The following is a 25,314-nucleotide window of genomic DNA, read 5'->3' on the forward strand; positions in this document are numbered from 1 at the left end:
TCTGTCACTGAACCTTCTCCAAGCTCACCAATAGCGCTGACCCTGCGCCGACGGGGGTGGCCTCCGGCGTCTCTGCCACTGCGTCGTCCACGTCGACATCGAGTTCGACGGCGAGCGTCTCCGCGCTCACGAACTCCGCGTGCGTACGCACCGCGGCCGCGCCCGCCGTGTCGAGCACGAGCCGCAGCCGGATACGATCGCTCACCTCGAGCCCTGCCTGCTTGCGGCTCTCCTGCACGGCGCGTACGGCATCCCTGGCCAGCCCCTCGACCTCGAGCGCCTCGTCGGTCGTCGTGTCGAGCAGCACGAACCCCGCGCCGGGAAGCAGCGCGAGCGCGCGCCCCGCCTCGACGGCGTCCGAAGTCTCGAGCACGAGCTCGTACTCGCCGTCCTGCAACCCAATGCCGCCCACTGTCACGACGCCATCGGCTTCGGTCCAGTCGCCCTCACGGGCCGCGCGGATCGCCGCCTGCACGTTCTTGCCGAGCCGCGGCCCCGCCGCCCGCGCGTTCACAGTGAGGCGCTTGCTCACGCCATACTCCGCGGGGCTCTGCTCCGTCAACTCGACGAGTCGCACGCGTTTCACGTTGAGCTCGTCCCGCAGGATTCCCTCGAACGGCTCGAGCGAACCGGCGGCGTCGGTCACGACCGTCAGGTCGGCCAGCGGCAATCGCACGCGGAGTCCGGCGGCCTTCCGCAGCGACAACGCGACCGAGCTCACCTGCCGTACCCGGTCCATAGCGGTCACGAGCGCCTGATCGGCAGGGAACTCCGCGGCATCCGGCCAGTCGGCGAGATGCACGCTTCGTCCGCCGGTGAGCCCCTTCCAGATGCGCTCCGTGACGAGGGGAAGCAACGGGGCGGCGACCCGGGTCAGCGTCTCGAGCACGGTGTACAGCGTGTCGAACGCCTCAGCGTTGCCACCATCGGGAGTGACACCCTCCCAGAACCTGTCCCGCGAGCGCCGCACGTACCAGTTCGTCAGCACGTCGGCGAAGTCGCGGATCTTGGCCGCAGCGAGCGTCGAGTCGAAGTTCTCGAGGTCGCGCGTGACGGCATCCACCAGCTCCCGCGTCTTGGCGAGCAGGTAACGGTCGAGAACGTCGGGCGAGTCCGTGCGCCGGCTCGCCTCATAGCCTTTGGCGGTCCCGCTGAGCGGTGTCGAAGCGGTCCCGCTGAGCGATGTCGAAGCGGTCCCGCTGAGCGGTGTCGAAGCGTTGGCATAGAGCGAGAAGAAGTACCAGGTGCTCCACAGCGGGAGCAGCGCCTCGCGCACTCCCTGCCGGATGCCCTCCTCCGTGACGACCAGGTTGCCGCCGCGCAACACGGACGACGACATCAGGAACCAGCGCATCGCATCCGAGCCATCACGGTCGAACACCTCGGCGACGTCGGGGTAGTTGCGGAGCGACTTCGACATCTTCTGTCCGTCGCTGCCCAGCACGATCCCGTGGCTGACGACCCGCTTGAACGCCGGCCGATCGAAAAGGGCCGTGCTCAGCACGTGCATGAGGTAGAACCAGCCACGGGTCTGCCCGATGTACTCGACGATGAAGTCCGCTGGGCTGTGCGCTTGGAACCAGTCCTGGTTCTCGAACGGATAGTGCACCTGCGCGTAGGGCATCGAGCCGGAGTCGAACCACACATCGAACACGTCCGGGATGCGCCGCATCGTCGATCGACCGGTCGGATCGTCCGGGTTCGGCCGCGTCAGCTCGTCGATGTACGGGCGGTGCAGGTCCGGCTCGCCGTGTGCGTTCAACGGCAGTCGGCCGAAGTCGCGTTCCAGGTCGGCCAGCGACCCGTAGACGTCGATCCGCGGGTACGCGGGGTCGTCGCTCTTCCACACCGGGATGGGCGACCCGAAGTACCGGTTGCGGCTCACCGACCAATCGCGTGCGCCGGAGAGCCATTTGCCGAACTGGCCGTCTTTGACGTTCTCCGGCACCCACTCGATCTGCTGGTTGAGCTGCAGCATGCGGTCCCGGAACGCTGGAACCCGCACGAACCAACTCGACACAGCCTTGTAGATCAGCGGGTTTCGGCAGCGCCAGCAGTGTGGGTAGCTGTGCTCGTAGGACGCCTGCCGCAGCAGCCGTCCCATCGCCTTCAGCGCGTGGGTCAACGGCTTGTTCGCGTCGAAGACCTGCAGTCCCGCGACCTCGGTCACCTCCGGCAGGAATCGGCCGCCCTCGTCGACGGAGACGACGACGGGGATATCCGCAGTGGCGCAGACGCGCTGGTCATCCTCGCCGTATGCCGGCGCCTGATGCACGACGCCGGTTCCCTCATCGGTGCTGACGTAGTCGTCCACCAGGAACTGCCAGGCGTTCTGCGTGCCGTACTTCTCGGCATCCGCGTAGTAGTCCCACAACCGGTCGTACTGCACGCCGGCCAGCTCGGAGCCGGTGACAGTACGCGTGACGGCGGCACGGGCATCCTCTGCCGTCTCGTAGCCGAGGTCTTTCGCGTAGGAGCCGATCAGGTCGAAAGCCAGCAGGTACTCCGCCCCGAGCACGGTGACGTCGCCAAGACCGGGCGCTGTGCCCTCCCGCTCCACCTCCGCATCAGGCGTGCCGTTCGGGCCGGCAGGAACGACCGCATACTCGATCTGCGGGCCGACCGCCAGCGCCTCGTTCGTGGGAAGCGTCCACGGCGTCGTCGTCCAGGCCAGTGCACGGACCGCGGTCAGGCCCAGAGCCTCCGCCTTCTCCCCCACCAGCGGGAATGTGACGGTGACGGTCTGGTCCTGACGCATCTTGTAGACGTCGTCGTCCATGCGCAGTTCGTGGTTCGACAGCGGCGTCTGGTCGCGCCAGCAGTACGGCAGCACGCGATAGCCCTCGTAGGCCAGTTCCTTCTCATGCAGCTGCTTGAAGGCCCAGAGCACCGACTCCATGAACGTGATGTCGAGCGTCTTGTAGTCGTTGTCGAAGTCCACCCAGCGCGCTTGGCGGGTGACGTATTCACGCCACTCCCGGGTGTACTTCAGAACGGATGCCCGCGCCGCAGCATTGAACGCCGCAATGCCCATCTCTTCGATCTGGCTCTTGTCGGTGATGCCGAGCTGACGTTCGGCTTCTAGCTCGGCCGGCAGGCCGTGCGTGTCCCAGCCGAATCGGCGGTGCACCTGCTTGCCGCGCATCGTCTGGAACCGCGGGAAGACGTCCTTCGCATACCCGGTGAGCAGGTGGCCGTAGTGCGGAAGCCCGTTCGCGAACGGGGGGCCGTCGTAGAACACCCACTCCGGTGCGCCCTCCCGCTGGTCGACGGATGCCCGGAAGGTGTCGTCGCGCTTCCAGAATGCGAGCACGTCCTCCTCGATCTGCGGAAACCGCGGAGAGGGCGTGATGGAGTCAGTGAAGGAGTCGGACTGCGCATCGGGACGAGAAGAGTCGTCGGGCTTCGGGTACGGCATGCTTCTCCTGGGCAGGTCGAGGACAACTGCGCGAGGACGCTGCCGCCGGTGCAGAATGCACCGGGCCGGAAACGCGGTACCACCCCGTTTGCCGTGCTCCGACATCCGTCGGCGGAGCACGACCACTCGTTACGGGCTGTGACGGGCCCGCCCGTCCGGCTCTACTGAGCGGCCGGCGGACCCTTGCGGGTGCGGCCGATCTGCTGTTCTTCCGGAGACTCCCCGGTGATAACCGGATCGCAGTCGTTGCAGAGAAGTCTACAGGCGCGCGGCCCGAGCTGGCGGCTCGCGAAAGAGACGGCTGGTGCCGGGGTAGGGCGGGCAGGGCGTGTCTCGGGCAATTGGTGGGGATAACCCCCGCAGGCGATCGGGGATGCACCGGATGGGTCCTGCTTCGTCGCCCCGGCAGACTGGACACGCCGATCCGGACGACCCGGCTCGACCCACGACCAGGAGGAGACCTGACCATCATGAGCACGCAGAGCGACACGATGACGACGCACAGCACAGCCACCGTCGCAAGCGGGAGTCGCCCCGGATTCTGGGCGCACTACGGCGAGCTCTGGAAACGAACGCCCACGACGGTGGCTGTGCTGTTCGTCTCGTTTCCGCTCGCGGTCATCGGCATCAGCCTGCTGTCGCCGCTGTTCTTCACGGGCGTCGGCATGGCGATCCTGATCGTCGGGTTCTTCCTCGTGCTCGCCGCGCTCTTCATCGCACGCGGCTACGGCGCGTTGACGCTGACGCTGCTCGAGATCACGGGAATGCCGCGCATCCCGCGCCCGCGATGGCGGGGCCGGGTGGGAACCGGCTTCATCGGCAGGGTGTTCTTTCCCCTCGCCGACCCCCATTACTGGCTGTACCTGCTAGATGCGATGCTCGTGCAGATCGCGGTGTCGACGGTGACCTGGGGGATCATGATCGCGTGGGTCTCCACCTCGATCGGCGGGGCCACATATTGGCTGTGGGGCGGCTTCATCCCGACCGGCGGCAAGAGCGTGTGGGTGTCCCAGGTCGTATGGGAGTGGGCGACGGGCACGGCGGCGACGTTCGATCCGCTGCGCGGAGACATGCTGCTCTTCGGCGTCGCGGGCGTGATCTTCCTGTTCACCCTTCCCTGGGTCATGCGCGGTCTCATCGCCGTGCACTGGAGCGTCGCCAAGGCGCTACTCGGCGCGCTGCCCACTGACGAGCTGAGGCGTGAGGTGAGCGATCTGTCCACGTCACGGGCCGCGGCCGTCGCCGCGGAGGATCGCACGCTCCGGCAACTCGAGCGCGACATCCACGACGGCCCGCAGCAGCAGCTCATCCGGTTGCGCATGGACCTCGCGGCCGCTGGAAGACGCATGACCGACGACCCGGATGCCTCCGCGCGCCTCATCGACGAGGCCGGCCTCCGCGCACAGGACGCCCTCGACGAGTTGAGGGCCCTCTCCCGCGGATTCGCCCCGCCGATCCTTCAAGACCGGGGACTGGCCGCCGCGTTGGAGTCGCTCGGCTCGCGCAGTATGGTTCCCGTGACGATCAGGAATGCCGTGCCCGCCGCCGTCGCGCTCCCGCCCGAGGTGGAGCGCAATGTGTACTTCGTCGCCGCTGAGCTGCTGACGAACGTGGCGAAGCACTCCGGCGCGGTGCACGCAACCCTCGATCTCGCCCTGAACGGCGGGGCGCTCGTGCTCACCGTGTCCGACGACGGGAGCGGCGGCGCAGGTGAGGCGCCCGGGCACGGGCTGGCAGGCATCCGGGAACGCATGACCGCGATGCGCGGCACGACGAGCATCGCGTCCGGTCCGGCGGGCACGACAGTCTCGGTCGCGGTGCCGTTATCGTGAACGGATGACCGATGCCCTTCGCGTGCTCATCGCGGACGATTCCGTGTTGCTGCGCGAAGGGCTCGCCCGCGTGCTGGATGAGGCCGGCTTCCTCACGGTGGGAGCGTTCGGCGACGCGGGCAGTCTGCTCGAGGCTGCGGAGTCGGTGCCTTTCGATGTCGCGGTTCTGGACGTGCGGATGCCCCCGACGTTTCGTGACGAGGGCGTGCGTGCGGCACTGCAATTGCATCGCAGGCATCCCTCGTGCGGCGTGCTGCTGCTGAGCCAGTACGTCGAGACGACGTATGCCCGCGAACTGCTCGGTGCCGGTGCGGGCGGCATGGGCTATCTGCTGAAGGACCGAGTCGCGTCGCTGGACGACCTGGCGGATGCCGTCACCCGCGTCGCCGGCGGTGGCACCGTTCTCGACCCGGAGGTGGTGGCGCAGCTGGTCGGCCGACGCTCGGATCCCCTCTCCGCCCTCACCCCGCGCGAACGCGAGACCCTCGAGTTGATGGCGGAGGGTCGCACCAACGCAGCGGTTGCCGCACGGCTTCATGTCGGCGTGGGCGCAGTGGAGAAGAACGTGTCATCCATCTTCGCCAAACTCGGGCTAGAGGACTCGGGCGCCGACCACCGCAGGGTGCTCGCCGTTCTGACCTGGCTCGAGGCAGCGAGCTGACCGGGATGCCGAACCGAGCCGATGCTGCTGCACTCATTGGAATGAGCACACAATCCGCTCCGCGTAACGCTGGAGGAAACATTCGCCCCGAACGGCGCCGAAAGCACCACACTTGAAGGCCGTGACCGATTCCACAGCCATCGCCGCACGAAACGCCGACCGCAACGCCTGGCGGGTGACCCTCGCCTCTCTCGTTGGCACCTCGCTCGAGAGCTACGACTTCTACGTCTTCAGCTACTTCAGCGCCCTGTTCAGCGCCACGGTATTCTTCCCCGCCCAGGACAAGGTGGCGGGAACCCTGCTCTCCTTCCTGGTGCTCGCGACCTCGTACTTCGTTCGCCCCATCGGGGCTATCGTCTTCGGCCATCTCGGCGATCGTCTCGGTCGCCGAGCGACGCTGATCTGGACGATCGGCATCATGGGTGTCTCCACCGCGCTGATCGGCGTGCTGCCCGGGTACGCCACCATCGGGATCGCGGCACCGATCCTGCTCGTCCTGTTGCGCATCATCCAAGGCATCTCACTCGGTGGTGAGTGGGGCGGCTCCATCCTCGTGGGTGTCGAGCACTCCACCGAACGACGTCGCGGCTTCTACGCTGCACTCCCCCAGCTCGGTTCGCCGATCGGCACCATCGTCACGGCAGTGCTGTTCCTGGTGCTGAGCTTCAATATGTCGCCTGAAGCACTCGGGGCCTGGGGCTGGCGCATCCCCTTCCTCCTCGCACTTCCGCTGCTGGCGGTCTCGCTGTACCTGAGGCTCTCCATCGACGAGACCCCGGTGTTCTCGCACCTTGTGCAGCAGAAGCGACGCACCAGGATGCCCGTGCTCGATGTGTTCCGACGCCAGCCTGTCGCTCTCGTGGTCGCGATCGGTGCGGCCCTGCTCGGCATCGGCTCGTACGCACTGATGAACACCTACACCATCAGCTACGGCGTCTCCGCGCTGCACTTCGATTACACCCAGTTGTTCATCGCGACCACGATAGGAAGCCTGCTGCAGCTCGTGACGATCCCGCTCTTCGGGGTTCTCGCCACCCGCATCGGCTCCGCACGAGTGGTGTGGATCGGCGCTCTCACCACGCTGCTCATCGCGTTCCCGATGTACTTCCTGCTGCAGTTCGCGACCTTCCCGATCCTCGTCGGCACGATGATCATCGGCGGCATCTTCCCGACCCTGAGCTGGGCGGGGCTCGGCGGACTGATGGCCGACATCTTCGGTCAGTCCATCCGCTACAGCGCGTTGTCCATCGCGTACGCCGTGGCGGCGGCACTCTCCGGACTGATCCCGATTCTGACCGAGGTGCTCGGTGCCGCGACGCACAACGCCTGGTGGCATCCCGGCATCGTGCTCGCCGCCCTGTCGGCCATCACGCTGGTCGCGGCGCTGGCAGCGGTATCCATCGCGCGGCGTCGCCGGGAAGGCCTCGCGGATGCCGACGACGTGCTCGAGTTCGAGCAGACGACGGAGGCGGTGCCGGCAGCACAGTAGCGCGCCGCGAGACTGCATGCCCACGCCGAGAGAGCGGGAAACAACCGCAGTCTCGGGGCGTGCGTGCGGTCTCGCGGTAGGTGTGGCCCGTATCGTCCGCGAGGCGCTCGATACCCCGCACGGTAGAATGGCGGGATTCCCACACTCAGGCACCAGTTGACGCGGTGCCGTACATACTGACGACGAAAGACCCGCCATGACCGACGCCGCGAACCACGACGCATCCGCCACGACCGCTTTCGGTCAGAACCGCAACAACAGGATCCCCGACAAGCCGGCGCTCGAGGGGCTCGAGCAGGTGTGGGACGAACGGTGGCGCGCCGGGCGCACCTACCACTTCGACCGAGATGCCGCCCTGGGCGCCGACCGGTCCGCGATCTACTCCATCGACACGCCGCCTCCCACCGCGTCCGGATCGCTGCACATCGGCCACGTCTTCAGCTATACGCACACCGATATCGCCGCTCGCTACCAGCGCATGCGCGGCAAGCAGGTGTTCTACCCGATGGGGTGGGACGACAACGGGCTGCCCACCGAGCGCCGCGTGCAGAACTACTACGGCGTGCGGTGCGATCCGTCGCTGCCGTACGACAGCGACTTCGTGCCGCCTTACGAGGGCGGCGACAACAAGAGTTCACGGGCGGCCGACCAGAAGCCGATCTCGCGCCGCAACTTCATCGAGCTGTGCGCGAAGCTCACGGTGGAAGACGAGAAGCAGTTCGAGGCGGTCTGGCGCAATCTGGGGCTTTCCGTCGACTGGAACCAGACCTATCGCACGATCAGCGACGAATCGATGTTCGTCTCGCAGCTCGCTTTTCTGCGCAACGTCGAGCGCGGCGAGGCGTACCAGGCGATGGCCCCCACGCTCTGGGACGTCACCTTCCGCAGCGCCGTCGCACAGGCCGAACTGGAAGACCGCGACCAGCCGGGAGCGTTCCACAGCGTCTCCTTCCACGGCGATGACGGCCCGGTGGTCATCGCGACGACGCGTCCCGAGCTCATCGCGGCGTGCGTCGCCCTGGTCGCGCATCCGAGCGATGAGCGCTACAAGCCGCTCTTCGGAAAGACCGTGCGCACGCCTGTCTTCGGCGTCGAGGTCCCGGTGCTCGCGCACCATCTTGCAGAGCCTGACAAAGGAACCGGCGTCGCGATGGTCTGCACGTTCGGTGACATCACCGACGTCACCTGGTGGCGCGAGCTCGACCTGCCCACGCGTCCGATCATCGGCTTCGACGGCCGGGTGCTCGCCGACCCGCCCGAGGCGATCGCAACCCAGGAGGCGAAGGATGCCTACGCGCAGCTTTCGGGCAAGACCGTCTTCTCGGCGAAGCAGGTGATGGTCGAGCTGCTGAAGGCATCCGGCGACCTGCTGGAGGATCCGAGGCCGATCACGCACCCGGTGAAGTTCTACGAGAAGGGCGATCGGCCGCTCGAGATCGTCTCTACCCGCCAGTGGTACCTCACCAACGGCGCCCGCGACGCGAAGCTCTCCGAGCGGCTGATCGAACTCGGACGAGAGATCGAGTGGCACCCCGACTTCATGCGCGTGCGCTACGAGAACTGGATCGGCGGGCTCTCCGGAGACTGGCTCGTGTCGCGTCAGCGGTTCTTCGGCGTGCCGATCCCCGTCTGGTACCCGGTCGATGCAGAGGGCGAGACCGACTTCGACCACCCGATCGTGCCTGCTCGCCACCAGCTGCCGGTCGATCCGACGATCGACACCGCGCCAGGATTCGACGAGTCACAGCGTGGCGTGCCTGGCGGGTTCGTCGGCGAGGCGGACATTCTCGACACGTGGGCGACGTCGTCGCTCACGCCCCAGCTCGTGGGCGGCTGGGAACGCGACCCTGAACTGTTCGAGTCCGTATTTCCGTACGACCTTCGACCGCAGGGGCAGGACATCATCCGCACCTGGCTGTTCTCCACACTCTTGCGCGCGCAACTCGAGGAGGGCGTCGCGCCGTGGAAGCACGCCGCACTCTCCGGCTTCATCGTCGATCCGGACCGCAAGAAGATGTCGAAGTCGAAGGGCAACGTCATCACTCCCGCCGACATCCTCGAGCAGCACGGCTCCGACGCCGTGCGCTATTGGGCTGCGTCGAGCCGGCTCGGCACCGACTCGGCCTTCGACCCGCAGAACCCGACGCAGATGAAGATCGGCAGGCGCCTGGCCATCAAGGTGCTGAACGCCGCCAAGTTCATCCTCGGCTTCCCTGAGGGCGATTCGGCCGTCACCGAGCCGTTGGACCGCAGCATGCTCGCAGGTCTCGCTGATGTCGTCGCCGAGGCCACCAGAGCTCTGGACTCCTACGAGCACGCTCGAGCGCTGGAGGTGACCGAGTCCTTCTTCTGGACGTTCTGCGACGACTATCTGGAACTGGTGAAGGAGCGCGCGTACGGCGATGGACCGGGTGCGGGTTCGGCGGTGGCGGCCCTGCGCCTCGCGCTCTCCACCATGCTCCGACTGTTCGCCCCCGTCATCCCGTTCGCCACGGAGGAAGCCTGGTCGTGGTTCCAGACCAGCTCTGTGCACGCAGCGGAATGGCCGTCCGCCGACGAGGTGCGAACAGTCGCAGGCGAGGCGACATCGCAGGTGCTCGAGGCCACCTCAGGTGTGCTGACTGGAATCCGCGGAGCGAAGACGACTGCGAAGGCCTCGCAGAAGGCGCTTGTCGCCCGCGCGGTCATCACGGCTCCGGACGAGGAGCTGAGCGCCATCGAGCAGGCGGGTGCGGACATCCGCGCGGTCGGCCGCATCGCCGAACTGGAATTCGTTCCTGGCGACGAACTGACGGTTGCCGTGGAACTCGCGGACGCGTCTGCCGCGTAGAAGTCGTCTATCCGACGGCTCCCTCAGAGGCTCGATCGGCTTGGCCCCGCGAGTGAACTCGCCCGGCTCTCGCCCCAATTGCCTCTAGGCGCGGCGTTCCGCCTGACAATAGGTTGTAGACATGTCACCGCGTACCGCGAGGGCGTGCCCAGAGGGGGACTGAATGGGAATCACGATCCGCGAGCCGGCAGAGGGAGACTTCTTCTCCTGGCTCGCCCTTTATGAGGAATACGCCGCGTTCTACGGGCGTCAGCTCACCGATCAGGGTGCTCTCCTGGTATGGAGTTGGCTCACGGATGCCGCGCTCAGCGAGCGCGGGCTGGTCGGGGTCGATGACGAAGGCGCCCTCGTCGGTCTCGTGCACTTCCATGACGTGCCGCGCCCGCTCGAGGGTGACCACGCGACGCACATCGACGACCTGTTCGTGCTCGAGGAGCACAGGGAGCAGGGCTTCGGACGCACGCTCATCGAAGCCGTCGCTGCGCTGGGCGCGGGTTCGGGCACTCAGGTCGTGCAGTGGCTCGCCAAGCCCGAGGACTCGGATGCCCGTGGCTTCTACGACGAGATCGCCGACGCCTCCGAGGTGGTCGTCTACCGTCTGCGTCCGCAGGAGTCTTGATCGTGCAACTCGGCACACGCTGGCCAGTCGGCGGAACGGCGCCGGACCGTCTGCCCTCTGTCGTCGTCTCCGCGGTGGGTGCTGTGGAGGACGAGCTCGAGGCGCTCGACGTCGACGCCTCGACATGGCGGTGGACGTTGACCTGGCTCGAGGGCAGGCCCGTGGTGGAGCTCGACGACGGGACCGTCATCCACTACCACGCCGGTGAGGACACGGCGACGGTCTCCCAGCCGGACGACGAGGCCGATAGCGCCGGCTGAGCCGACCGAAGAACCGGCTCCGGGTTTCGACAAGCTCAACCCACGGTAACGGGAGCTCAACCCGCGGTACGGGACTGAGCCCGCGGTACGGGAGTTCGATCCGCGGTACGGGACTCAGCCCGCGGCGCTGGACGCAAACCGTTGTACCGGACTGACCCGGCGGTGGCGAGGATCCTCACGGAAGCAGCTGGCCCCGTACTGCCCCTGCGCGAACAGCGGTCTGCTGGTCTGCGGCGTACTGGCGGCGGTAGAGCGCCTGTCGCTCCGTCTCGAGCCGTTGGCGCCGCTCGCCCCATGAGACCAGCGCCCTGCCGATACTGATCGCCGCGCGCTCCCGGACGAAACCGCGAGTGGGAACCGCTCCGATGGCACTCATGATGTCTGCTCCACTCCGCCGATGATCGGGAATGCGTTGAACTGCACCTGCACAGGCCTCGCGCCGGGCGGTGCTTCGCGGTCTCGGAAAGCGACGACCGCCTCGTCGAGCGCGACATAGATCTTCGCCGAGAGTTCGGCGAGTTCTTCAACGGTCATCCTCAGGTTCGACGTCGAGATGGTGCTGGCCTTCAGCCAGGCATCGGGAAAGACGTCGGCGGCCCGAACCATGAAGTCGTTGAGGGCGTTCTCCTGGTTGCGCCGGAACTCACGGTTGACCAGGTCGTACGCCTCGCGGCCGGCAGTCGTGCCCCCGAGTTCGGTCGGATCCATGGAGAGCCCGACCGGAGCACGCCGCCACCAGCGCTCTCTCCCGCTTCCCTTCCCCTCGACCTCGAGAACGAAGTCGTGCTTCGCCAACTGCCTCAGGTGGTAGCTGGTCGCGCCGCTGGACTCGCCGAGACGCTCCCCCAGACCGCTTGCCGTCAACGGCCCGAACTTCGAAAGTTCATCGAGGATGCGCACCCGCAACGGGTGGGCCATCACCTTCAGCGCGGCGAGGTCGATGTGCCGGTCCGTGGCACGCAGCGGAGGCTCGCCTCGTCCATCGGTCGCACCCCTGCGCACTTCAGTCGGTTCCTCGGTCGGCCGTTCGTCGTCCATTCCATCAGCGTACGTGTGCAACGCAAGCTTTGCAAGCATATCTTTGCAGCCGACTGTTTGCAGCTACTTGTTTGCAAGGTTTTCTTTGTACGCGATCGCCTCGGTCCCTAAGCTGGGCGCATGACGAACCCGCTCCTCAGCGACAGCACGCTTCCCCACGGTCTTCCCCCGTTCGCCGAGATCCACGACGAGCACTACCTCCCCGCGTTCGAGCGGGCCATGGCCGACCATCGAGACGAGGTCGCTGCGGTCGTCGCCGACCCCGCGGAGCCCACCTTCGAGAACACGTTCATCCCCCTCGAGCGCGCCGGCCGGCTGCTACGCCGTGTCTCCGAGGTCTTCTACAACAAGAGCTCGGCCGACTCGAACGACGACATCAGCACCATCGAGGAGAAGCTCGCGCCCGAGCTCGCCGCGCACGACGACGCAATCCGGCTCGATTCCGCCCTCTACGACCGCATCAACGCCGTGCGCGCTCGTCTGGACGAACTCGACCTCGACCCGGAGTCCCGCTACCTCGTGGAGCGTTACCACGAGGAGTTCACGCTGGCCGGCGCCGCGCTCGGGCAAGCCGACAAGGAACGCCTCAAGCAACTGAACGGAGAGTTGTCCACGCTCTCCACCCGATTCGAGAAGAGCCTCCTCGCCGATACCAACGCCCTCGCGGTGCACGTGCACGATGCTGCGCAACTCGACGGCCTCTCCCCCACCGAGATCTCCGCTGCGGAGCAGGCCGCCCACGAGCGCGGACTCGACGGGTTCCTGATCACGCTGGTGCTGCCCACCGGACACCCGTACCTCGCGCGGCTTACCGACCGCACCGTGCGCGAGTGGGTGATGCGGGCATCCCGCTCCCGCGGCATCCACGGCGGCGACCATGACACGCGCGACCTCGTGCTGCGCATCACCGCGCTGCGCGCCGAGCGCGCCCGCCTGCTCGGGTTCGAGAACCATGCGGCTTACGTCACGGCTTCGCAGACGGCGCGCACACCCGAAGCAGTCGCAGACATGCTCGGCCGACTCGCGCCCGCCGCAGCCCGGAATGCCGCTGCCGAGAAGGCCGACCTGCGGGCATCCGCCGGATTCGACATCGAGCCGTGGGACTGGGCGTATTTCTCCGAGAGGGTGCGCGCCGCCAAGTACGACGTAGACACCGCTGCAATGCGCCCGTACTTCGAGGCGGAGCGGGTGCTGCGCGACGGCGTGTTCTTCGCAGCGAACCGGCTGTACGGCATCCGGTTCGAAGAGCGTCCAGATCTGACCGCCTACCACCCGGACGCCCGTGTTTTCGAGGTCTTCGACGAAGACGGCACAGCCATCGGCCTGTACATCAACGACCTCTACACCCGAGACTCCAAGCGCGGCGGCGCATGGATGAACGAGCTGGGCGAGCGCACCCACCTGCTGGGCGGATCCACCATCGTGGTCAACAACCTCAACATTCCGAAGCCGGCAAAGGGCGAGCCGACCCTCCTTACCTACGACGAGGTCGGCACGTTGTTCCACGAGTTCGGCCACGCGCTGCACGGATTGTTCGCCGTGACGACGTATCCGAAGTTCGCGGGCACGAGCGTCTTCCGCGATTTCGTGGAGTTCCCCAGCCAGGTCAACGAGATGTGGCTGCTGTGGCCGGACGTGCTCGAGAATTACGCGCGCCATTACGAGACAGGCGAGCGGATGCCTGCGGAGCTCGTGCAACGCATCCGCGAGTCCGAAGCGTTCAACCAGGGTTTCGCTACCAGCGAGTACCTGGCGGCAGCGATGCTCGACCAGGCCTGGCACCGCATCGATGCAGGCGCGCGGGTCAACTCCGTCGAGGAGTTCGAGGCCGCGGCGCTCGCTGAGGCGGCCCTCGATGACGTGGCAGTACCGCCGCGGTACGCGAGCACGTATTTCGCGCACACCTTCTCGGGCGGCTACGACGCCGGCTACTACTCCTACATCTGGAGCGAAGTGCTCGACGCCGATACCGTCGAGTGGTTCAAGGAGAACGGGGGGCTCTGTCGCGAGGCGGGCGAACGATTCCGCCGTCGGCTTCTCGGCGTGGGCGGCTCGAAGGACCCATTGGAGGCGTATCGCGATTTCCGAGGCCGGGATGCCGTCATCGAGCCGCTGCTGCAACGTCGCGGTCTCAACGCGGCGAGGTGAGTGTCGCGCCGCGTCAGCGCGAATGACGCCGGCGCGGTCAGCGCGTCAGCGAGACGATGGTGACGACCGCTACGAGGGTGGCGACGACGCCCGTCGTCAGGCCGATGCAGAACCACCGCAGCCTTCCGCCGACTCGCTCGGGTGCCGGCGGGAGGCCAGGGACGCCGCCGCCGCCGCTCTTCATCGTCACCGGGCCCATCGAGCCCGGGCCCAGTCCATTGCTCATGTCTCGACCCTACCGACGCGGCCTCGACCCGGCCGTATTTCGTCGTGTGACGGCTGCGGATGCGCCCGTCGCTGCGCGCTGCATACCCTGAACGGACCGATCGCGAGATCTGCCAGCCTTCGACACCGGGAGCGAATCATGTCCGTCCGAGCCGACCAGCACACCACCGCTCCATGCGCGTGGGAGCGGGACGGCATGTGCGCGGACAACCGGCCTGGTCACGGGTTGCACGCTGTGCAGCTTCGCCTGGCCGCCGCGACACCATCGCAGTGGCAGGACGCGGTGGTCGTGGAGATTCGCGACGATCGTTGGGTGGACGCCGTAACACTCGACGGGGCCCGCGTCGCGCTCTGGAACCATGGCGATCTGGCCGACACGGTCACCGCGGGCGAGCCCGTCGCACTGCACGCCGTCTACAACGTGCTCTCGGCCGGCCCACGGCGCTTCAACGTACTCGTGCACGACGGCAACTGAGGCGTATCAGCCGGTTGAGCTTGTCGAAACCGGGTCGCCGTGCGTGGTTTCGACGAACTCAACCACCGGTGTTCGAGCTCAACCACCGGTGTTCGAGCTCAACCACCGGTGTTTCAGACCGCTTCTGCCTGACGCACCATGTCGAGCATGGCCTGGCAGCACTTCATGCACGCGTCGCACGCCAGCGCGCACATGCGGCAGGTCTCGCTCATCTCGGCGTGATTGCCGCACTCGTCGGAACATACTGAGCACATCGCCATGCACGCCTGCAGCATCGACTGCATCGCAACCATGTCGAAGCCGCTCGGACGCATCATCATGCGCATCATCGTGTTGCAGACATCCGCGCAGTCCATGCACATCGACGCGCACTTGATCATGCCGTCTGCCATGGCGTTGTCGGCGCACATTGTGCAGGCCTGCTCGCACGCCGAACACGCCTCCATGCACTCTTGCATCGTCATCGCGTCCATGGCCGGCATGCCTATCGCATCCATCGACATGCTCTGCATCATCTCGGCCGTCATCTTCGTGTCCATCGGAGCCCCCGTTAGGTGATCGTGACGGTTGCGATGCTACGCGCGGTGGGGACGGACTGCTACGGCTTCCTGGCGCTCAGGCGGACTTCTCTTCGCGACGTGTTCGACGATGCGGAACGATCGTGGGCGCCGCGTTGTCGAGCACCGCCTCCCGCGTCACCACGACGCGTGCGACCTCGTCGCTGGAGGGCACCTCGAACATGATCGGCCCGAGCACCTCTTCCATGATCGCCCGCAGTCCGCGGGCACCGGTCTGGCGCAGCACAGCGAGGTCAGCGATGGCGTCGAGCGCCGCCGAGTCGAAGTCGAGCTCCACGCCGTCGAGTTCGAACATGCGCTGGTACTGCTTGACCAGGGCGTTCTTCGGCACGGTGAGGATCTGGATGAGGGCTTCGCGGTCGAGTTGCGTCACCGTGCTCACCACCGGCAGCCGGCCGATGAACTCCGGGATCAGACCGAACTTGTGCAGGTCTTCCGGCAGCACTTCGCTGAACAGGTTGATGTCGTCGCCCTTGCTGTGCAGCGGGGCACCGAAGCCGATGCCCTTCTTGCCGGCGCGCGACGAGATGATGTCTTCCAGCCCGGCAAAGGCGCCGGCGACGATGAACAGCACGTTGGTGGTGTCGATCTGGATGAACTCCTGGTGCGGATGCTTGCGTCCACCCTGCGGAGGAACGGAGGCGACCGTGCCCTCCAGGATCTTCAGCAGAGCCTGCTGCACGCCCTCCCCCGACACATCGCGCGTGATCGACGGATTCTCGGCCTTGCGCGCGATCTTGTCGACCTCGTCGATGTAGATGATGCCGGTCTCGGCACGCTTGACGTCGTAATCGGCTGCCTGGATCAGCTTGAGCAGGATGTTCTCGACGTCTTCGCCGACGTAACCCGCCTCGGTCAGCGCTGTTGCGTCGGCGAACGCGAACGGCACGTTCAATCGCTTGGCGAGGGTCTGTGCGAGGTAGGTCTTGCCGCACCCTGTCGGTCCGATGAGCAGGATGTTCGACTTCGAGATCTCGATGTCGTCACCGACCGATTCGGCCGGTCCGAGCGTCGTGCGGGCGCGCACCCGTTTGTAGTGGTTGTACACCGCCACGGAGAGCGCCTTCTTCGCCGGTTCCTGGCCGATGACGTACTCCTCGAGGAAGGCGAAGATCTCCTTGGGCTTCGGAAGGTCGAACTGTCCGGCGTTCTCCTCACCGGACTCCGCCATGCGTTCTTCGATGATCTCGTTGCACAACTCGACGCACTCGTCGCAGATGTACACGCCGGGGCCCGCGATGAGCTGCTGGACCTGCTTCTGGCTCTTTCCGCAGAACGAGCACTTGAGCAGATCGGCGCTTTCTCCGATGCGAGCCATGGAACCTCCCGATTGGGGCCGCTTCGTACGAGCCTAACCTGTGGTGCAGACAATGACCGGTAGGCGTCTGTCGGGTGTGGCAATCTCGTGCCGGGTGCGAAAAGCGGCGGAGGACTGGCACGTTCCTCCGCCGCTCCCTCGTGTTCGCGCGACTATTTCGCAGTCAGTGCCGGCAGGCTCTTGCGACTGCTCAGCACCTGGTCGATCAGTCCGTATTCGCGGGCCTCTTCGGCAGAGAGGATCTTGTCGCGGTCGATGTCCTTGTTCACCTGCGCGACATCTTTGCCGGTGTGCTGCGAGAGCGTCTCCTCGAGCCACGTGCGCATGCGCATGATCTCGTTCGCCTGGATCTCGATGTCGGACGCCTGCCCCTGGCCGGCCTCGCCGACGGCGGGCTGATGGATCAGGATGCGCGCATTCGGCAAGGCGAGGCGTTTGCCAGGTGTGCCTGCTGCGGTGAGCACCGCGGCGGCCGACGCCGCCTGGCCGAGCACCACGGTCTGGATCTGGGGGCGGATGTACTGCATCGTGTCGTAGATCGCCGTCATGGCGGTGAACGAGCCACCGGGCGAGTTGATGTACATCACGATGTCTCGATCCGGGTCCTGGCTCTCCAGTACCAGCAACTGCGCCATGATGTCATCGGCCGAAGCGTCGTCGACCTGTACGCCGAGGAAGATGATGCGGTCCTCGAAGAGTTTCGCGTACGGATCCTGCCGCTTGTAGCCGTAGGCCGTGCGCTCTTCGAAGCTGGGCAGGATGTAGCGGGAAGAAGGCATGGCGACGCGCGGGGCGCCTGCCAGACCTGAGAAATTCGGGGTTTCCATGTGTCGTTTCCTTGTTCTCTCTCGCCTACTCCTGGGTTCCGCCGCCGCCGATGACATCGGTCGCCGACTCGCGGATGTGGTCGACGAAGCCGTAGTCGAGCGCCTCCTGAGCCGTGAACCAACGGTCACGATCGCCGTCGGAGTTGATCTGCTCGACGGTCTTGCCGGTCTGCGCGGCCGTGATCTCCGCCAGGCGCTTCTTCATGTCGAGAATGAGTTGCGCCTGCGTCTGGATGTCACTGGCCGTTCCGCCGAATCCGCCGTGCGGCTGGTGCAGCAGCACGCGCGCGTTCGGCGTGATGTAGCGCTTGCCCTTCGTGCCGGCGGTGAGCAGCAGTTGCCCCATGGACGCGGCCATGCCGATACCGACCGTCACAATGTCGTTGGGAACGAACTGCATGGTGTCGTAGATGGCCATGCCCGCGGTGATCGAGCCACCGGGCGAGTTGATGTACAGGTAGATGTCGCGCTTGGGGTCCTCGGCAGCGAGCAGCAACAGCTTCGCTGCGATCTCGTTGGCATTGTCGTCGCGCACCTCCGAGCCGAGCCAGATGATGCGGTCCTTCAGCAGTCGGTCAAAAACACTGGGTTGCAGTGTCGGTTCGGCCATGAACGTGCTCCCTCTTTCGTACGTGCTCTCGAATCTATCGAAGCGGTCGCGAGGGCACGGCCCTGTTCGCCGTCGGCAGAGCCGGCGGTGAACCAATAGGTGGAGGTCGCCGCGAGCGCAGCGTGCCGTCGGCAGAGCCGGCGCGAACCAATAGGTAGAGCTCATCGCAAGCGCAGCTCCCCGTCGGCAGGGCCGACCCCAGGGAGGCCGGTTCACGTCAGAAGGCGATCTCCTTCGCATAAGCGGTGACGGATCTGGTGTAGAGCGGCAGGTGCGGTGCGAGTGCGCTGAGCGCGATGGATGCTGCGCGGCGCGCCTCTCCGCTGCTCGCGAGGGCGAGCGCATAGAACGCAGCGACGGCGTCACGGTAGGGGGACGTGCGGTGATTCGCGTGTTCGTCGCCGAGCATCCACACCGCCTCGTGCACGCGCCCAAGATTGCGCAGGGTGCTCGCCAACTGGATCACGGCACGCACCCGGTGATCGTCGTCCAGCCCCAACTGCAATGCGCGGCGGTAGAGCGGCTCGGCCTCTTCCTCGCGTCCGGCGGAGTCCCTGGCACCTGCGCGGTGGAAGAGTGCGACCGCGTTGTCGCCCCAGACGGCGGCCAACCGGTCGATGCGTTCGATGCGTTCGAGATCGCTCAGCTCCTCATCCGCCCACACCGCATCGAACTGCTTGTCCCAGTCGGTCATTGCATTCCTCCGCGTTGAAGAAGGGGCGAACGTGAAACGGGGGTGGATGCGACGCATCCACCCCCGTTGCACAAACCCTATCGGCTGTTAAGCCTCCAGTGCTTTGGCGGGCTCCATTACGGCTTCCCCTCGGCCTCGGGCGCTTCCTCGGCAGCATCCGCTTCGTCGTCGACGACCTGAGACTCGTCGGACGCCTGCGCATCTTCGGCCGGCGCGTTGACCGCGGCGAACTCGGAAAGGTCGACCTGCTGGCCGTTGGTGTCCTTCACGACTGCGCGGCCGAGCAACACGGCAACCGTCTTGTTGCGGGCCACTTCGCCGAACATCTGTGGGAGCTGGCCGTTCTCGCCGAGCAACTGCACGAACTCGTTCGGGTCCATGCCGTATTGCGCGGCGGCCTGAACGAGGTAGCTGCTCAGCTCGTCCTGGCCGACCTGGATGTTCTCCTTCTGTGCGATCTCGTCGAGCAGCACCTGCGTGCGGAAGGCTTTCTCGCTGGCGTCCTTCACTTCGGCGCGGTGCTCGTCGTCTTCGAGCCGGTTCTCGGACTCGAGGTGGCGGTGCACCTCGTCTTCGACGAGGCCCTCAGGGACTGGGATCTCGGTGAGTTCGAGCAGGTGGTCGACGAGCAGGGTGCGCGCCGCGTTGCCTTGCTCGAAAGCCTTGCCACGTGCAGCTTCACCGCGAAGGCTCTCGCGAAGCTCGTCGATGGTGTCGAACTCGCTGGAGATCTGCGCGAAGTCGTCGTCGGCATCCGGGAGCTCGCGCTCCTTGACGGCGTTCAGCGTGACTGTGATCTCGGCGTCTTCGCCCTCGTGGTCGCCGCCGAGCAGCTTTGACGTGAAGGTCGTGGTCTCACCGGCGGACAGTGCGTCGAGTGCCTCGTCGATGCCCTCGACGAGTTCCCCTGATCCCACCTCGTACGAGACGTTGCTCGCTGTGTCGACCTGCTCCTCGCCGATCGTCGCCACCAGGTCGAGCTGGGCGAAGTCCCCGGTCTTGGTGGGGCGGTCGACGGTGACGAGCGTGCCGAAGCGGCTGCGGAGTCGCTCGAGCTCGGCCTCGACGTCGTCGTCGGTGACCTCCGCTGCGTCAACCGTCAGCTCGACGCCGTCGTACTCCGGAAGGGTGATCTCGGGACGCACGTCGACCTCGATGGCGACGACGAGGTCGCCCGAGTAGTCCTTGTCGCTGGGCCATTCGGTGATGTCGGCCTCGGGACGGCCGACCGGCTTGACGTCGTTCTCGTCGACCGCGTTGCGGTAGAAGCCTTCGAGCCCCTCGTTGACGGCGTGCTCGAGAACGGCGGCCTTGCCCACGCGCTGATCGATGATGGGCGGCGGAACCTTGCCCTTGCGGAAGCCGGGGATGCTCACCTCCCCGGCGATGTGCTCATAAGCGTGCTTGATGCTGGGCTGCAGCTCTTCCGGCGTCACTGCGATGGTGAGCTTCGCGCGTGTCGGGCTCAGCTTCTCGACCGTGGTCTTCACGTGGGAGATCTCCTGTGTTCGAAAGTGGTTCGGTCATTCTCGACGTTGTCGGGGCGACAGGATTCGAACCTGCGACCTCCCGCTCCCAAAGCGGGCGCTCTAGCCAAGCTGAGCTACGCCCCGGATCGTGGTGACCCGCTAGATGACCGGCCGGGCACGCGCCTGGGCGTTCAGCAAGCCGAAATGACCTCGCACAGTCTACCGAAGAATGACGGATCCCCGTTCCGGCCGGTTCCGTGACCCTCAGCGGGCATGCACTACACTTGCACAGCGCGGTTCCGACCGCCCGGGGATGTAGCTCAATGGCAGAGCCTCAGTCTTCCAAACTGATGGTGCGGGTTCGATTCCCGTCATCCCCTCCAAAGGCTCTGACGCCGCCTTCTGGCGGTGGCAGAGCCTTTCGTGTGAGCAGTGAATCGAACCCTCGGGTGGGCCCACGCCGCCGGAGGCTCCGCGCGCCGCGAAGCGGCGGGTGGAGGGGCGGTGGGGACGATTCCCGTCATCCCCTCCAAAGGCTCTGACGCCGCCGTCTGGAGGCGACAGCGCCTTTCGTGAGAGCAGCGGATCGAACGCTCGAGGGCCCCGCACCATGCCTTTGGAGGATCGACGAGCGTCTAGTCGATCTGCCAGGATGGGCGGATGCCGACGCGCAAGCCTGCAGTACTTCTCGCGATGCTCGTGGCGGGCGCGGGCATCCTTTCCGCCGGAGTGACCGGCTGCACCGCCGTCGTGCCTCCGTCCGACAACGCGACCCATCTGTCCGAAGGAGGGTGGCACTCCTGCGCGCGAGGATCATCCGTGCAACTCGACGGCCAGTCCCGTTCCTTCGTCATCTCGGGCAGCTGCGGCGTGGTCACCGTGCACGGCAACGGCATCACGGTTCGGCTCCAACGCGCGGCATCGCTCGAGGTGGATGGTCAGTCGGCGTCGATCACCGTCGAGGAGCGCATCGGCTCGGCATTGATCAAGGGCAACGGCATCTCGCTCACGGCGGACTCCATCGGATCGGTTCAAATCACCGGACAGAGCAACTCCATCATCGTGCCGGCGCTCGGTTCGGTCATGGTGCAGGGCGATCACAATGCAGTGAAGACGCACCTCAAGCCCAGCGACTATCGCGTGATCGGCCAGGACGACACGTTGACGGTCGAGTAGCGAGGCATCGGGCGAGACGCCAACGAACGACGCCGGTCTTTGGGAGAATGTCGAGGTCTCCGCCGTGCACCACTACCGCCCACGTAAAGGCCCGAACATGACACCAGACGAAGCAGCCGCCATCCTCGAGGTCGCGAAGGATGCCTCGGCATCCGACATCCTCGCCGCGTACTCGACAAAAGCGCAGGCGGCAGGTGGCGCGCACTCCGGCGACGTCGCGGCAGAGAAGGCCGAGGTGCAAATGCTCGGCGAGGCCCGGGTCACGCTGATGACACATCGGCAGAAGATGCAGGGCACGCAGCAGCGCGCTGCAGTTGCTCAGCGCGCCTCCGGAAAGGAATCCGCGGGCGGCGCACCGGAGTATGGCGAACGCACCGAGGCCCCGGTGTGGCCGGATGACACTCCCGCGAAGGGCAAGGTGCGCACGGCAGAAGAGGAGCAGATCCGCAAGCAGCGATCATTCGTGATCGCAGTGATCGGGCTCGTTCTCTCACTGACCGCGTGGGTGTGGTGGCTGCTCGAGCCGATCTCACTGTTCGGCATGGGCCTGGCGATCTGGTCGATGGTGCGGGTACGCGGTTACGGCAGCGGGATGTACACCGGAACGCGAGTCGTCGCCTGGTTCGCGCTGGTGCTCGGTGTGCTGGCGCTGATCGGCAACATCCTGCTGTTCGTGAACGGGCTCAACACCGCGAAGGGTTGAAGTCGGCCCTGCCGAAGTCAGCGCCCGCGAAGTTAGCCCAGCCTCTGCTTCCTTGCGGAATACGGGCAGCCGCGTACCGTTGATTCCGACAACAAGCGAAGGGACGACGCATCCATGAGCACCACCGAGACCACCCCCAAAGCCACCACCAACCCCGACGTCGCGGCGGGCACGGCACAGTTCCTGACACCGGTGGTCATCGAACTCGAAGCGCTCGTGGTCAACGGCAAGCAGGCGCACTGGAACCTGCGCGGGGCGAACTTCATCGGCGTGCACGAACTGCTCGACACGCTCGTCGCCGACGCACAGGAATGGGCGGACCTCGCCGCCGAGCGCATCGTCGCGCTGGGTCTTCCGATCGATGCTCGCATCGCTACGGTCGCCGCGAACACGAAAGCGGCACCGCTGAGCGACGGATTCGTGCAGTCAGACAAGTCGATCGCCGAGGTGATCGGTCAGATCGACGTCGCACTCGACGCCGTCAACACGGCAGTGCACGAGCTCGACGAACTGGACCAGACGAGCCAGGACGTCGCGATCGAGATCGCACGCGGCCTCGACAAGGACCGCTGGCTGCTGTTCGCGCACATCGCGAAGTAGCGGGATCCACGGTAAGAGGGTCGCGGTCGTGAGACTGCGGCCCTCTTTGCTATGCCTGGCAGACCGGGCACCAATAGAGCTTGCGCGCCGCCATCAGTTCCATGACGATGTTCGTTCCGCACACCCGGCACGGAAGCCCCTCCCGCCGGTACACCCAATGCCGATCCTCCCGGCTCGCCATCGCCTTCGCCCAACCCTCCGGACCGAGGCCGTCCATGGTCATCATCTGACCGGTGCGCACGCCGGTATCGAGCAAGTGGGCCCAATCCCGCCAGAGCGCGCGGGCCGCGGCCTTGGGAACCCTCTTGCCAGGCGTGTGCGGGTTCAGCCGAGCCCGGAACAGCATTTCGGCCCGATAGACGTTGCCGACACCGCTCATTACGGACTGATCCATCAGCAGCCGTCCTACCGGCGTCTGTTTCGACGTGATCGCCTGGGCCACGCGTTCCTCGACCTCGGGACCGTCGTCCACGAGAGGATCGGGGCCGAGCCCGGCGACCACTCTGGCCACGGCCTGCTCGTCGATCACCTCGCACGCGGTGGGTCCACGCAGGTCGGCCACAGCGGTGCCGCTGAGCAACCGAGCCCGAACGGCACCAACGGGCTCGGGCGGGAAGGCGAACACGGCGTCGTCCTCCTTTTCGGACTCGGACATGCGGAGGCGAGCTCGGCGCGGCGCGCCCATGCTGGCGATCGAGTCCTCTCCCCGTGAATCCAGCACTGGTGTGTCCATCACCGCATCCGACACGGCTTCGGCCGGCACCGTCCCGCGTTGGTTCGTCTGACCGATGCGGCCCCGGGCCGATCGGATCGTGTCGTCCACGGTGATCTCACCGGCGAAATCCCACGCGCCGTAGATGCCCAGATGCACCCGCAGCCACAGTCCGTTCTCGAACTCGAGGAAGAGCTGCTTGCCGATGGCACGGGCATCCACCATCGTCTGCCCGTCTATAAGCGCAGCATCGGCACTGAATCGGCCCTGCGGCGAGCTGACGGCCAACGGCTTGCCGACGAAGTTGCGCTTGAACTGCAGGGCGATGCGGTGAACGGAATGACCTTCTGGCATCCGCGCTACTTATCGACGTTCTTGCCGGCGATGTCGCCGGTCGCCTCGAACTCCGCCAGCTGTGCGATGCGGCGCACGTGGCGTTCCTCGAACGAGAACGGCTCGGCGATGAACGTGTCGATGAACGAGATCGCCTCCTCGACCGTGTGCTGCCTGGCGCCGATCGCGATCACGTTGGCATCGTTGTGCTGGCGTGCCAGCAGCGCTGTGCTGTCGTTCCAGACCAGAGCGGCACGGACGCCCAGCACCTTGTTCGCCGCGATCTGCTCGCCGTTGCCCGAACCGCCGAACACCACACCGAGTGCCTGCACGCCTGCCTGTTGATCCGCGATGACGCCTTTGGCAGCATTGATGCAGAACGCAGGATAGTCATCGAGCGGATCGAACTCCTGCGGCCCGTGGTCGATGACCTCGTGTGCGGCGTCGCGCAAGTGCTTTTGCAGGGTCTGCGAGAACTCGAGTCCGGCATGGTCGGTGCCGATGTGGATGCGCATGGGCACCAGTCTAGGGACGGGTTTCAGTCGAAGATCGGATCGCGGGTTCTGCTGCGCTTGAGCTCGAAGAATCCGTCGTACGAGGCGGCCGCCACGATTCCGTCCCACAGTGTGAGCGCCTCCTGCCCGCGCGGCGTCGGCGAGATGACGGGGCCGAAGAACGCGGTGCCGTTCACGGCGATCACCGGCGTGCCGACATCCTGACCGACTCGGTCGATCCCGTCGGCATGACTGGCCCGTAGCTGGGCGTCGTACTCCTCGGAGTCGGCGTACTTGGCGTACTCCAGAGGAAGCCCGACTTCGGCGAGCGCCTCGGCGATGACGGCGTCGGCATCCTTGCGGTGTCCCGGGTGGATGCGCGCGCCCAGCGCGTCGTACAGCCGCTTCACCGCCTGTTGCCCGCGCAACTCCCCCACGGCCGTGACGAGTCGGGCATATCGGAGCGTGCGCGGGAGCTTCGCGCGGTAGGAGTCGGACACGTCCTTGTCCTCGTTGAGCACGTAGAGGCTCATGATGTGCCACCTCACGTTCAGTTCGCGGTGCGGGGCGACCTCGTCGACCCAGCGTGAGGTCATCCACGCCCACGGGCATGACGGATCGAACCAGAAGTCAACGTCGGTCATGAGCACCATCTAAGCGGCCGCGCCCCGACACCGTGCGGGCGCAGAGGCCTTCGGGCTCGTGCGCCAGATGCCCCGCCGCATAGGCTTGACAGTCGGGACGCGCACACGATGCGCTCAGCACCCGCGCTTGCGTCAGACACCTTTCGCCAGAAGAAGAAGGA

At 66.2% G+C, this 25,314-nt stretch carries 24 protein-coding genes and 2 tRNA genes; 12 read left to right on the top strand and 14 right to left on the bottom strand.

Translation table 11 applies throughout. The annotated features are described in order from the left end of the window. Positions 1 to 4: 4 nt before the first annotated feature. On the bottom strand, positions 5 to 3,418 hold the full coding sequence (gene ileS / locus ACYVDK_RS13630) for an isoleucine--tRNA ligase (RefSeq protein WP_460522621.1): 3,414 nt from the start codon (positions 3,416 to 3,418) through the stop codon (positions 5 to 7). 470 nt (positions 3,419 to 3,888) lie between these two features. Between ileS and ACYVDK_RS13635 the strand changes: the two genes are divergently transcribed. The 6 genes from ACYVDK_RS13635 (at position 3,889) to ACYVDK_RS13660 (ending at position 11,109) form a co-directional block, all read left to right on the top strand. Continuing rightward, the gene (locus ACYVDK_RS13635) at positions 3,889 to 5,250 is read left to right on the top strand and encodes a sensor histidine kinase (protein ID WP_460522623.1); all 1,362 of its coding nucleotides are present in this window, start codon (positions 3,889 to 3,891) and stop codon (positions 5,248 to 5,250) included. 4 nt (positions 5,251 to 5,254) lie between these two features. Continuing rightward, positions 5,255 to 5,911, top strand: a complete 657-nt coding sequence (locus tag ACYVDK_RS13640) for a response regulator transcription factor (RefSeq protein WP_460522625.1) — start codon at positions 5,255 to 5,257, stop codon at positions 5,909 to 5,911. Between the two features lie 121 nt (positions 5,912 to 6,032). Continuing rightward, complete coding sequence (locus ACYVDK_RS13645; RefSeq protein ID WP_460522627.1) at positions 6,033 to 7,400, top strand: MFS transporter; 1,368 nt, start codon at positions 6,033 to 6,035, stop codon at positions 7,398 to 7,400. 196 nt (positions 7,401 to 7,596) lie between these two features. Further along, entirely contained in the window at positions 7,597 to 10,230 is a 2,634-nt protein-coding gene (valS, locus tag ACYVDK_RS13650; RefSeq protein ID WP_460522629.1) for a valine--tRNA ligase, read from the top strand. A 163-nt stretch (positions 10,231 to 10,393) separates the two neighbouring features. Further along, complete coding sequence (locus ACYVDK_RS13655; RefSeq protein WP_460522631.1) at positions 10,394 to 10,849, top strand: GNAT family N-acetyltransferase; 456 nt, start codon at positions 10,394 to 10,396, stop codon at positions 10,847 to 10,849. Between the two features lie 2 nt (positions 10,850 to 10,851). Continuing rightward, positions 10,852 to 11,109 carry a hypothetical protein gene (locus tag ACYVDK_RS13660; RefSeq protein ID WP_460522633.1) on the top strand — a complete coding sequence of 86 codons (258 nt, stop codon included), beginning with the start codon at positions 10,852 to 10,854 and terminating at the stop codon, positions 11,107 to 11,109. Between the two features lie 175 nt (positions 11,110 to 11,284). On the opposite strand, the gene ACYVDK_RS13665 is transcribed toward ACYVDK_RS13660, so the two are convergent. After that, complete coding sequence (locus ACYVDK_RS13665; RefSeq protein ID WP_460522635.1) at positions 11,285 to 11,485, bottom strand: hypothetical protein; 201 nt, start codon at positions 11,483 to 11,485, stop codon at positions 11,285 to 11,287. Next, positions 11,482 to 12,147, bottom strand: coding sequence for an ArsR/SmtB family transcription factor (locus tag ACYVDK_RS13670; RefSeq protein WP_460522637.1), 666 nt, complete (start codon positions 12,145 to 12,147; stop codon positions 11,482 to 11,484). The genes ACYVDK_RS13665 and ACYVDK_RS13670 overlap by 4 nt, the downstream gene beginning before the upstream one ends. A 120-nt stretch (positions 12,148 to 12,267) precedes the next feature. Here ACYVDK_RS13670 and ACYVDK_RS13675 point away from each other — a divergent pair, with 120 nt between their 5' ends. Then, entirely contained in the window at positions 12,268 to 14,295 is a 2,028-nt protein-coding gene (locus tag ACYVDK_RS13675; protein WP_460522639.1) for a M3 family metallopeptidase, read from the top strand. Between the two features lie 37 nt (positions 14,296 to 14,332). Here the strand turns inward: ACYVDK_RS13675 and ACYVDK_RS13680 are convergent, their stop codons facing one another. After that, on the bottom strand, positions 14,333 to 14,521 hold the full coding sequence (locus ACYVDK_RS13680; RefSeq protein ID WP_460522641.1) for a hypothetical protein: 189 nt from the start codon (positions 14,519 to 14,521) through the stop codon (positions 14,333 to 14,335). Between the two features lie 138 nt (positions 14,522 to 14,659). On the opposite strand from ACYVDK_RS13680, the gene ACYVDK_RS13685 reads away from it, so the two are divergent. Continuing rightward, positions 14,660 to 14,995 (top strand): hypothetical protein, encoded by a 336-nt coding sequence (locus ACYVDK_RS13685; RefSeq protein WP_460522643.1) that lies wholly within the window; start codon positions 14,660 to 14,662, stop codon positions 14,993 to 14,995. 113 nt (positions 14,996 to 15,108) lie between these two features. Here the strand turns inward: ACYVDK_RS13685 and ACYVDK_RS13690 are convergent, their stop codons facing one another. The 7 genes from ACYVDK_RS13690 to ACYVDK_RS13720 form a co-directional block, all read right to left on the bottom strand. Further along, positions 15,109 to 15,522, bottom strand: coding sequence for a four-helix bundle copper-binding protein (locus ACYVDK_RS13690; RefSeq protein ID WP_460522644.1), 414 nt, complete (start codon positions 15,520 to 15,522; stop codon positions 15,109 to 15,111). Between the two features lie 88 nt (positions 15,523 to 15,610). Next, complete coding sequence (gene clpX / locus ACYVDK_RS13695) at positions 15,611 to 16,891, bottom strand: ATP-dependent Clp protease ATP-binding subunit ClpX (protein ID WP_460522646.1); 1,281 nt, start codon at positions 16,889 to 16,891, stop codon at positions 15,611 to 15,613. 152 nt (positions 16,892 to 17,043) lie between these two features. Continuing rightward, on the bottom strand, positions 17,044 to 17,718 hold the full coding sequence (locus tag ACYVDK_RS13700; protein ID WP_460522648.1) for an ATP-dependent Clp protease proteolytic subunit: 675 nt from the start codon (positions 17,716 to 17,718) through the stop codon (positions 17,044 to 17,046). A gap of 25 nt (positions 17,719 to 17,743) precedes the next feature. Beyond that, on the bottom strand, positions 17,744 to 18,328 hold the full coding sequence (locus tag ACYVDK_RS13705; RefSeq protein WP_460522650.1) for an ATP-dependent Clp protease proteolytic subunit: 585 nt from the start codon (positions 18,326 to 18,328) through the stop codon (positions 17,744 to 17,746). A gap of 217 nt (positions 18,329 to 18,545) precedes the next feature. Continuing rightward, positions 18,546 to 19,022, bottom strand: a complete 477-nt coding sequence (locus ACYVDK_RS13710; protein ID WP_460522652.1) for a tetratricopeptide repeat protein — start codon at positions 19,020 to 19,022, stop codon at positions 18,546 to 18,548. 116 nt (positions 19,023 to 19,138) lie between these two features. Beyond that, complete coding sequence (gene tig / locus ACYVDK_RS13715) at positions 19,139 to 20,512, bottom strand: trigger factor (RefSeq protein WP_460522654.1); 1,374 nt, start codon at positions 20,510 to 20,512, stop codon at positions 19,139 to 19,141. A 48-nt stretch (positions 20,513 to 20,560) separates the two neighbouring features. Then, positions 20,561 to 20,635 (bottom strand) — tRNA-Pro (locus ACYVDK_RS13720). A 165-nt stretch (positions 20,636 to 20,800) separates the two neighbouring features. Between ACYVDK_RS13720 and ACYVDK_RS13725 the strand changes: the two genes are divergently transcribed. The 4 genes from ACYVDK_RS13725 (at position 20,801) to ACYVDK_RS13740 (ending at position 22,970) form a co-directional block, all read left to right on the top strand. Beyond that, a tRNA-Gly gene (locus tag ACYVDK_RS13725) sits at positions 20,801 to 20,874 on the top strand. A gap of 277 nt (positions 20,875 to 21,151) precedes the next feature. Continuing rightward, positions 21,152 to 21,667 carry a hypothetical protein gene (locus ACYVDK_RS13730; RefSeq protein ID WP_460522656.1) on the top strand — a complete coding sequence of 172 codons (516 nt, stop codon included), beginning with the start codon at positions 21,152 to 21,154 and terminating at the stop codon, positions 21,665 to 21,667. A gap of 97 nt (positions 21,668 to 21,764) precedes the next feature. Further along, positions 21,765 to 22,370, top strand: coding sequence for a hypothetical protein (locus tag ACYVDK_RS13735; protein ID WP_460522658.1), 606 nt, complete (start codon positions 21,765 to 21,767; stop codon positions 22,368 to 22,370). Positions 22,371 to 22,484: 114 nt separating this feature from the next. Next, positions 22,485 to 22,970 (top strand): Dps family protein, encoded by a 486-nt coding sequence (locus ACYVDK_RS13740; protein WP_460522660.1) that lies wholly within the window; start codon positions 22,485 to 22,487, stop codon positions 22,968 to 22,970. Positions 22,971 to 23,019: 49 nt separating this feature from the next. Here the strand turns inward: ACYVDK_RS13740 and ACYVDK_RS13745 are convergent, their stop codons facing one another. The 3 genes from ACYVDK_RS13745 to ACYVDK_RS13755 are packed head-to-tail and all read right to left on the bottom strand — an operon-like array spanning position 23,020 to position 25,153. Further along, positions 23,020 to 24,036: an Fpg/Nei family DNA glycosylase gene (locus ACYVDK_RS13745; protein ID WP_460522662.1), complete on the bottom strand. Its 1,017-nt coding sequence runs from the start codon at positions 24,034 to 24,036 to the stop codon at positions 23,020 to 23,022. 5 nt (positions 24,037 to 24,041) lie between these two features. After that, positions 24,042 to 24,530, bottom strand: coding sequence for an RpiB/LacA/LacB family sugar-phosphate isomerase (locus ACYVDK_RS13750; protein ID WP_460522664.1), 489 nt, complete (start codon positions 24,528 to 24,530; stop codon positions 24,042 to 24,044). Positions 24,531 to 24,553: 23 nt separating this feature from the next. After that, positions 24,554 to 25,153 (bottom strand): mycothiol-dependent nitroreductase Rv2466c family protein, encoded by a 600-nt coding sequence (locus ACYVDK_RS13755; protein ID WP_460522666.1) that lies wholly within the window; start codon positions 25,151 to 25,153, stop codon positions 24,554 to 24,556. Between the last annotated feature and the right edge of the window lie 161 nt (positions 25,154 to 25,314).

It is taken from the genome of Humibacter antri (assembly GCF_054777235.1).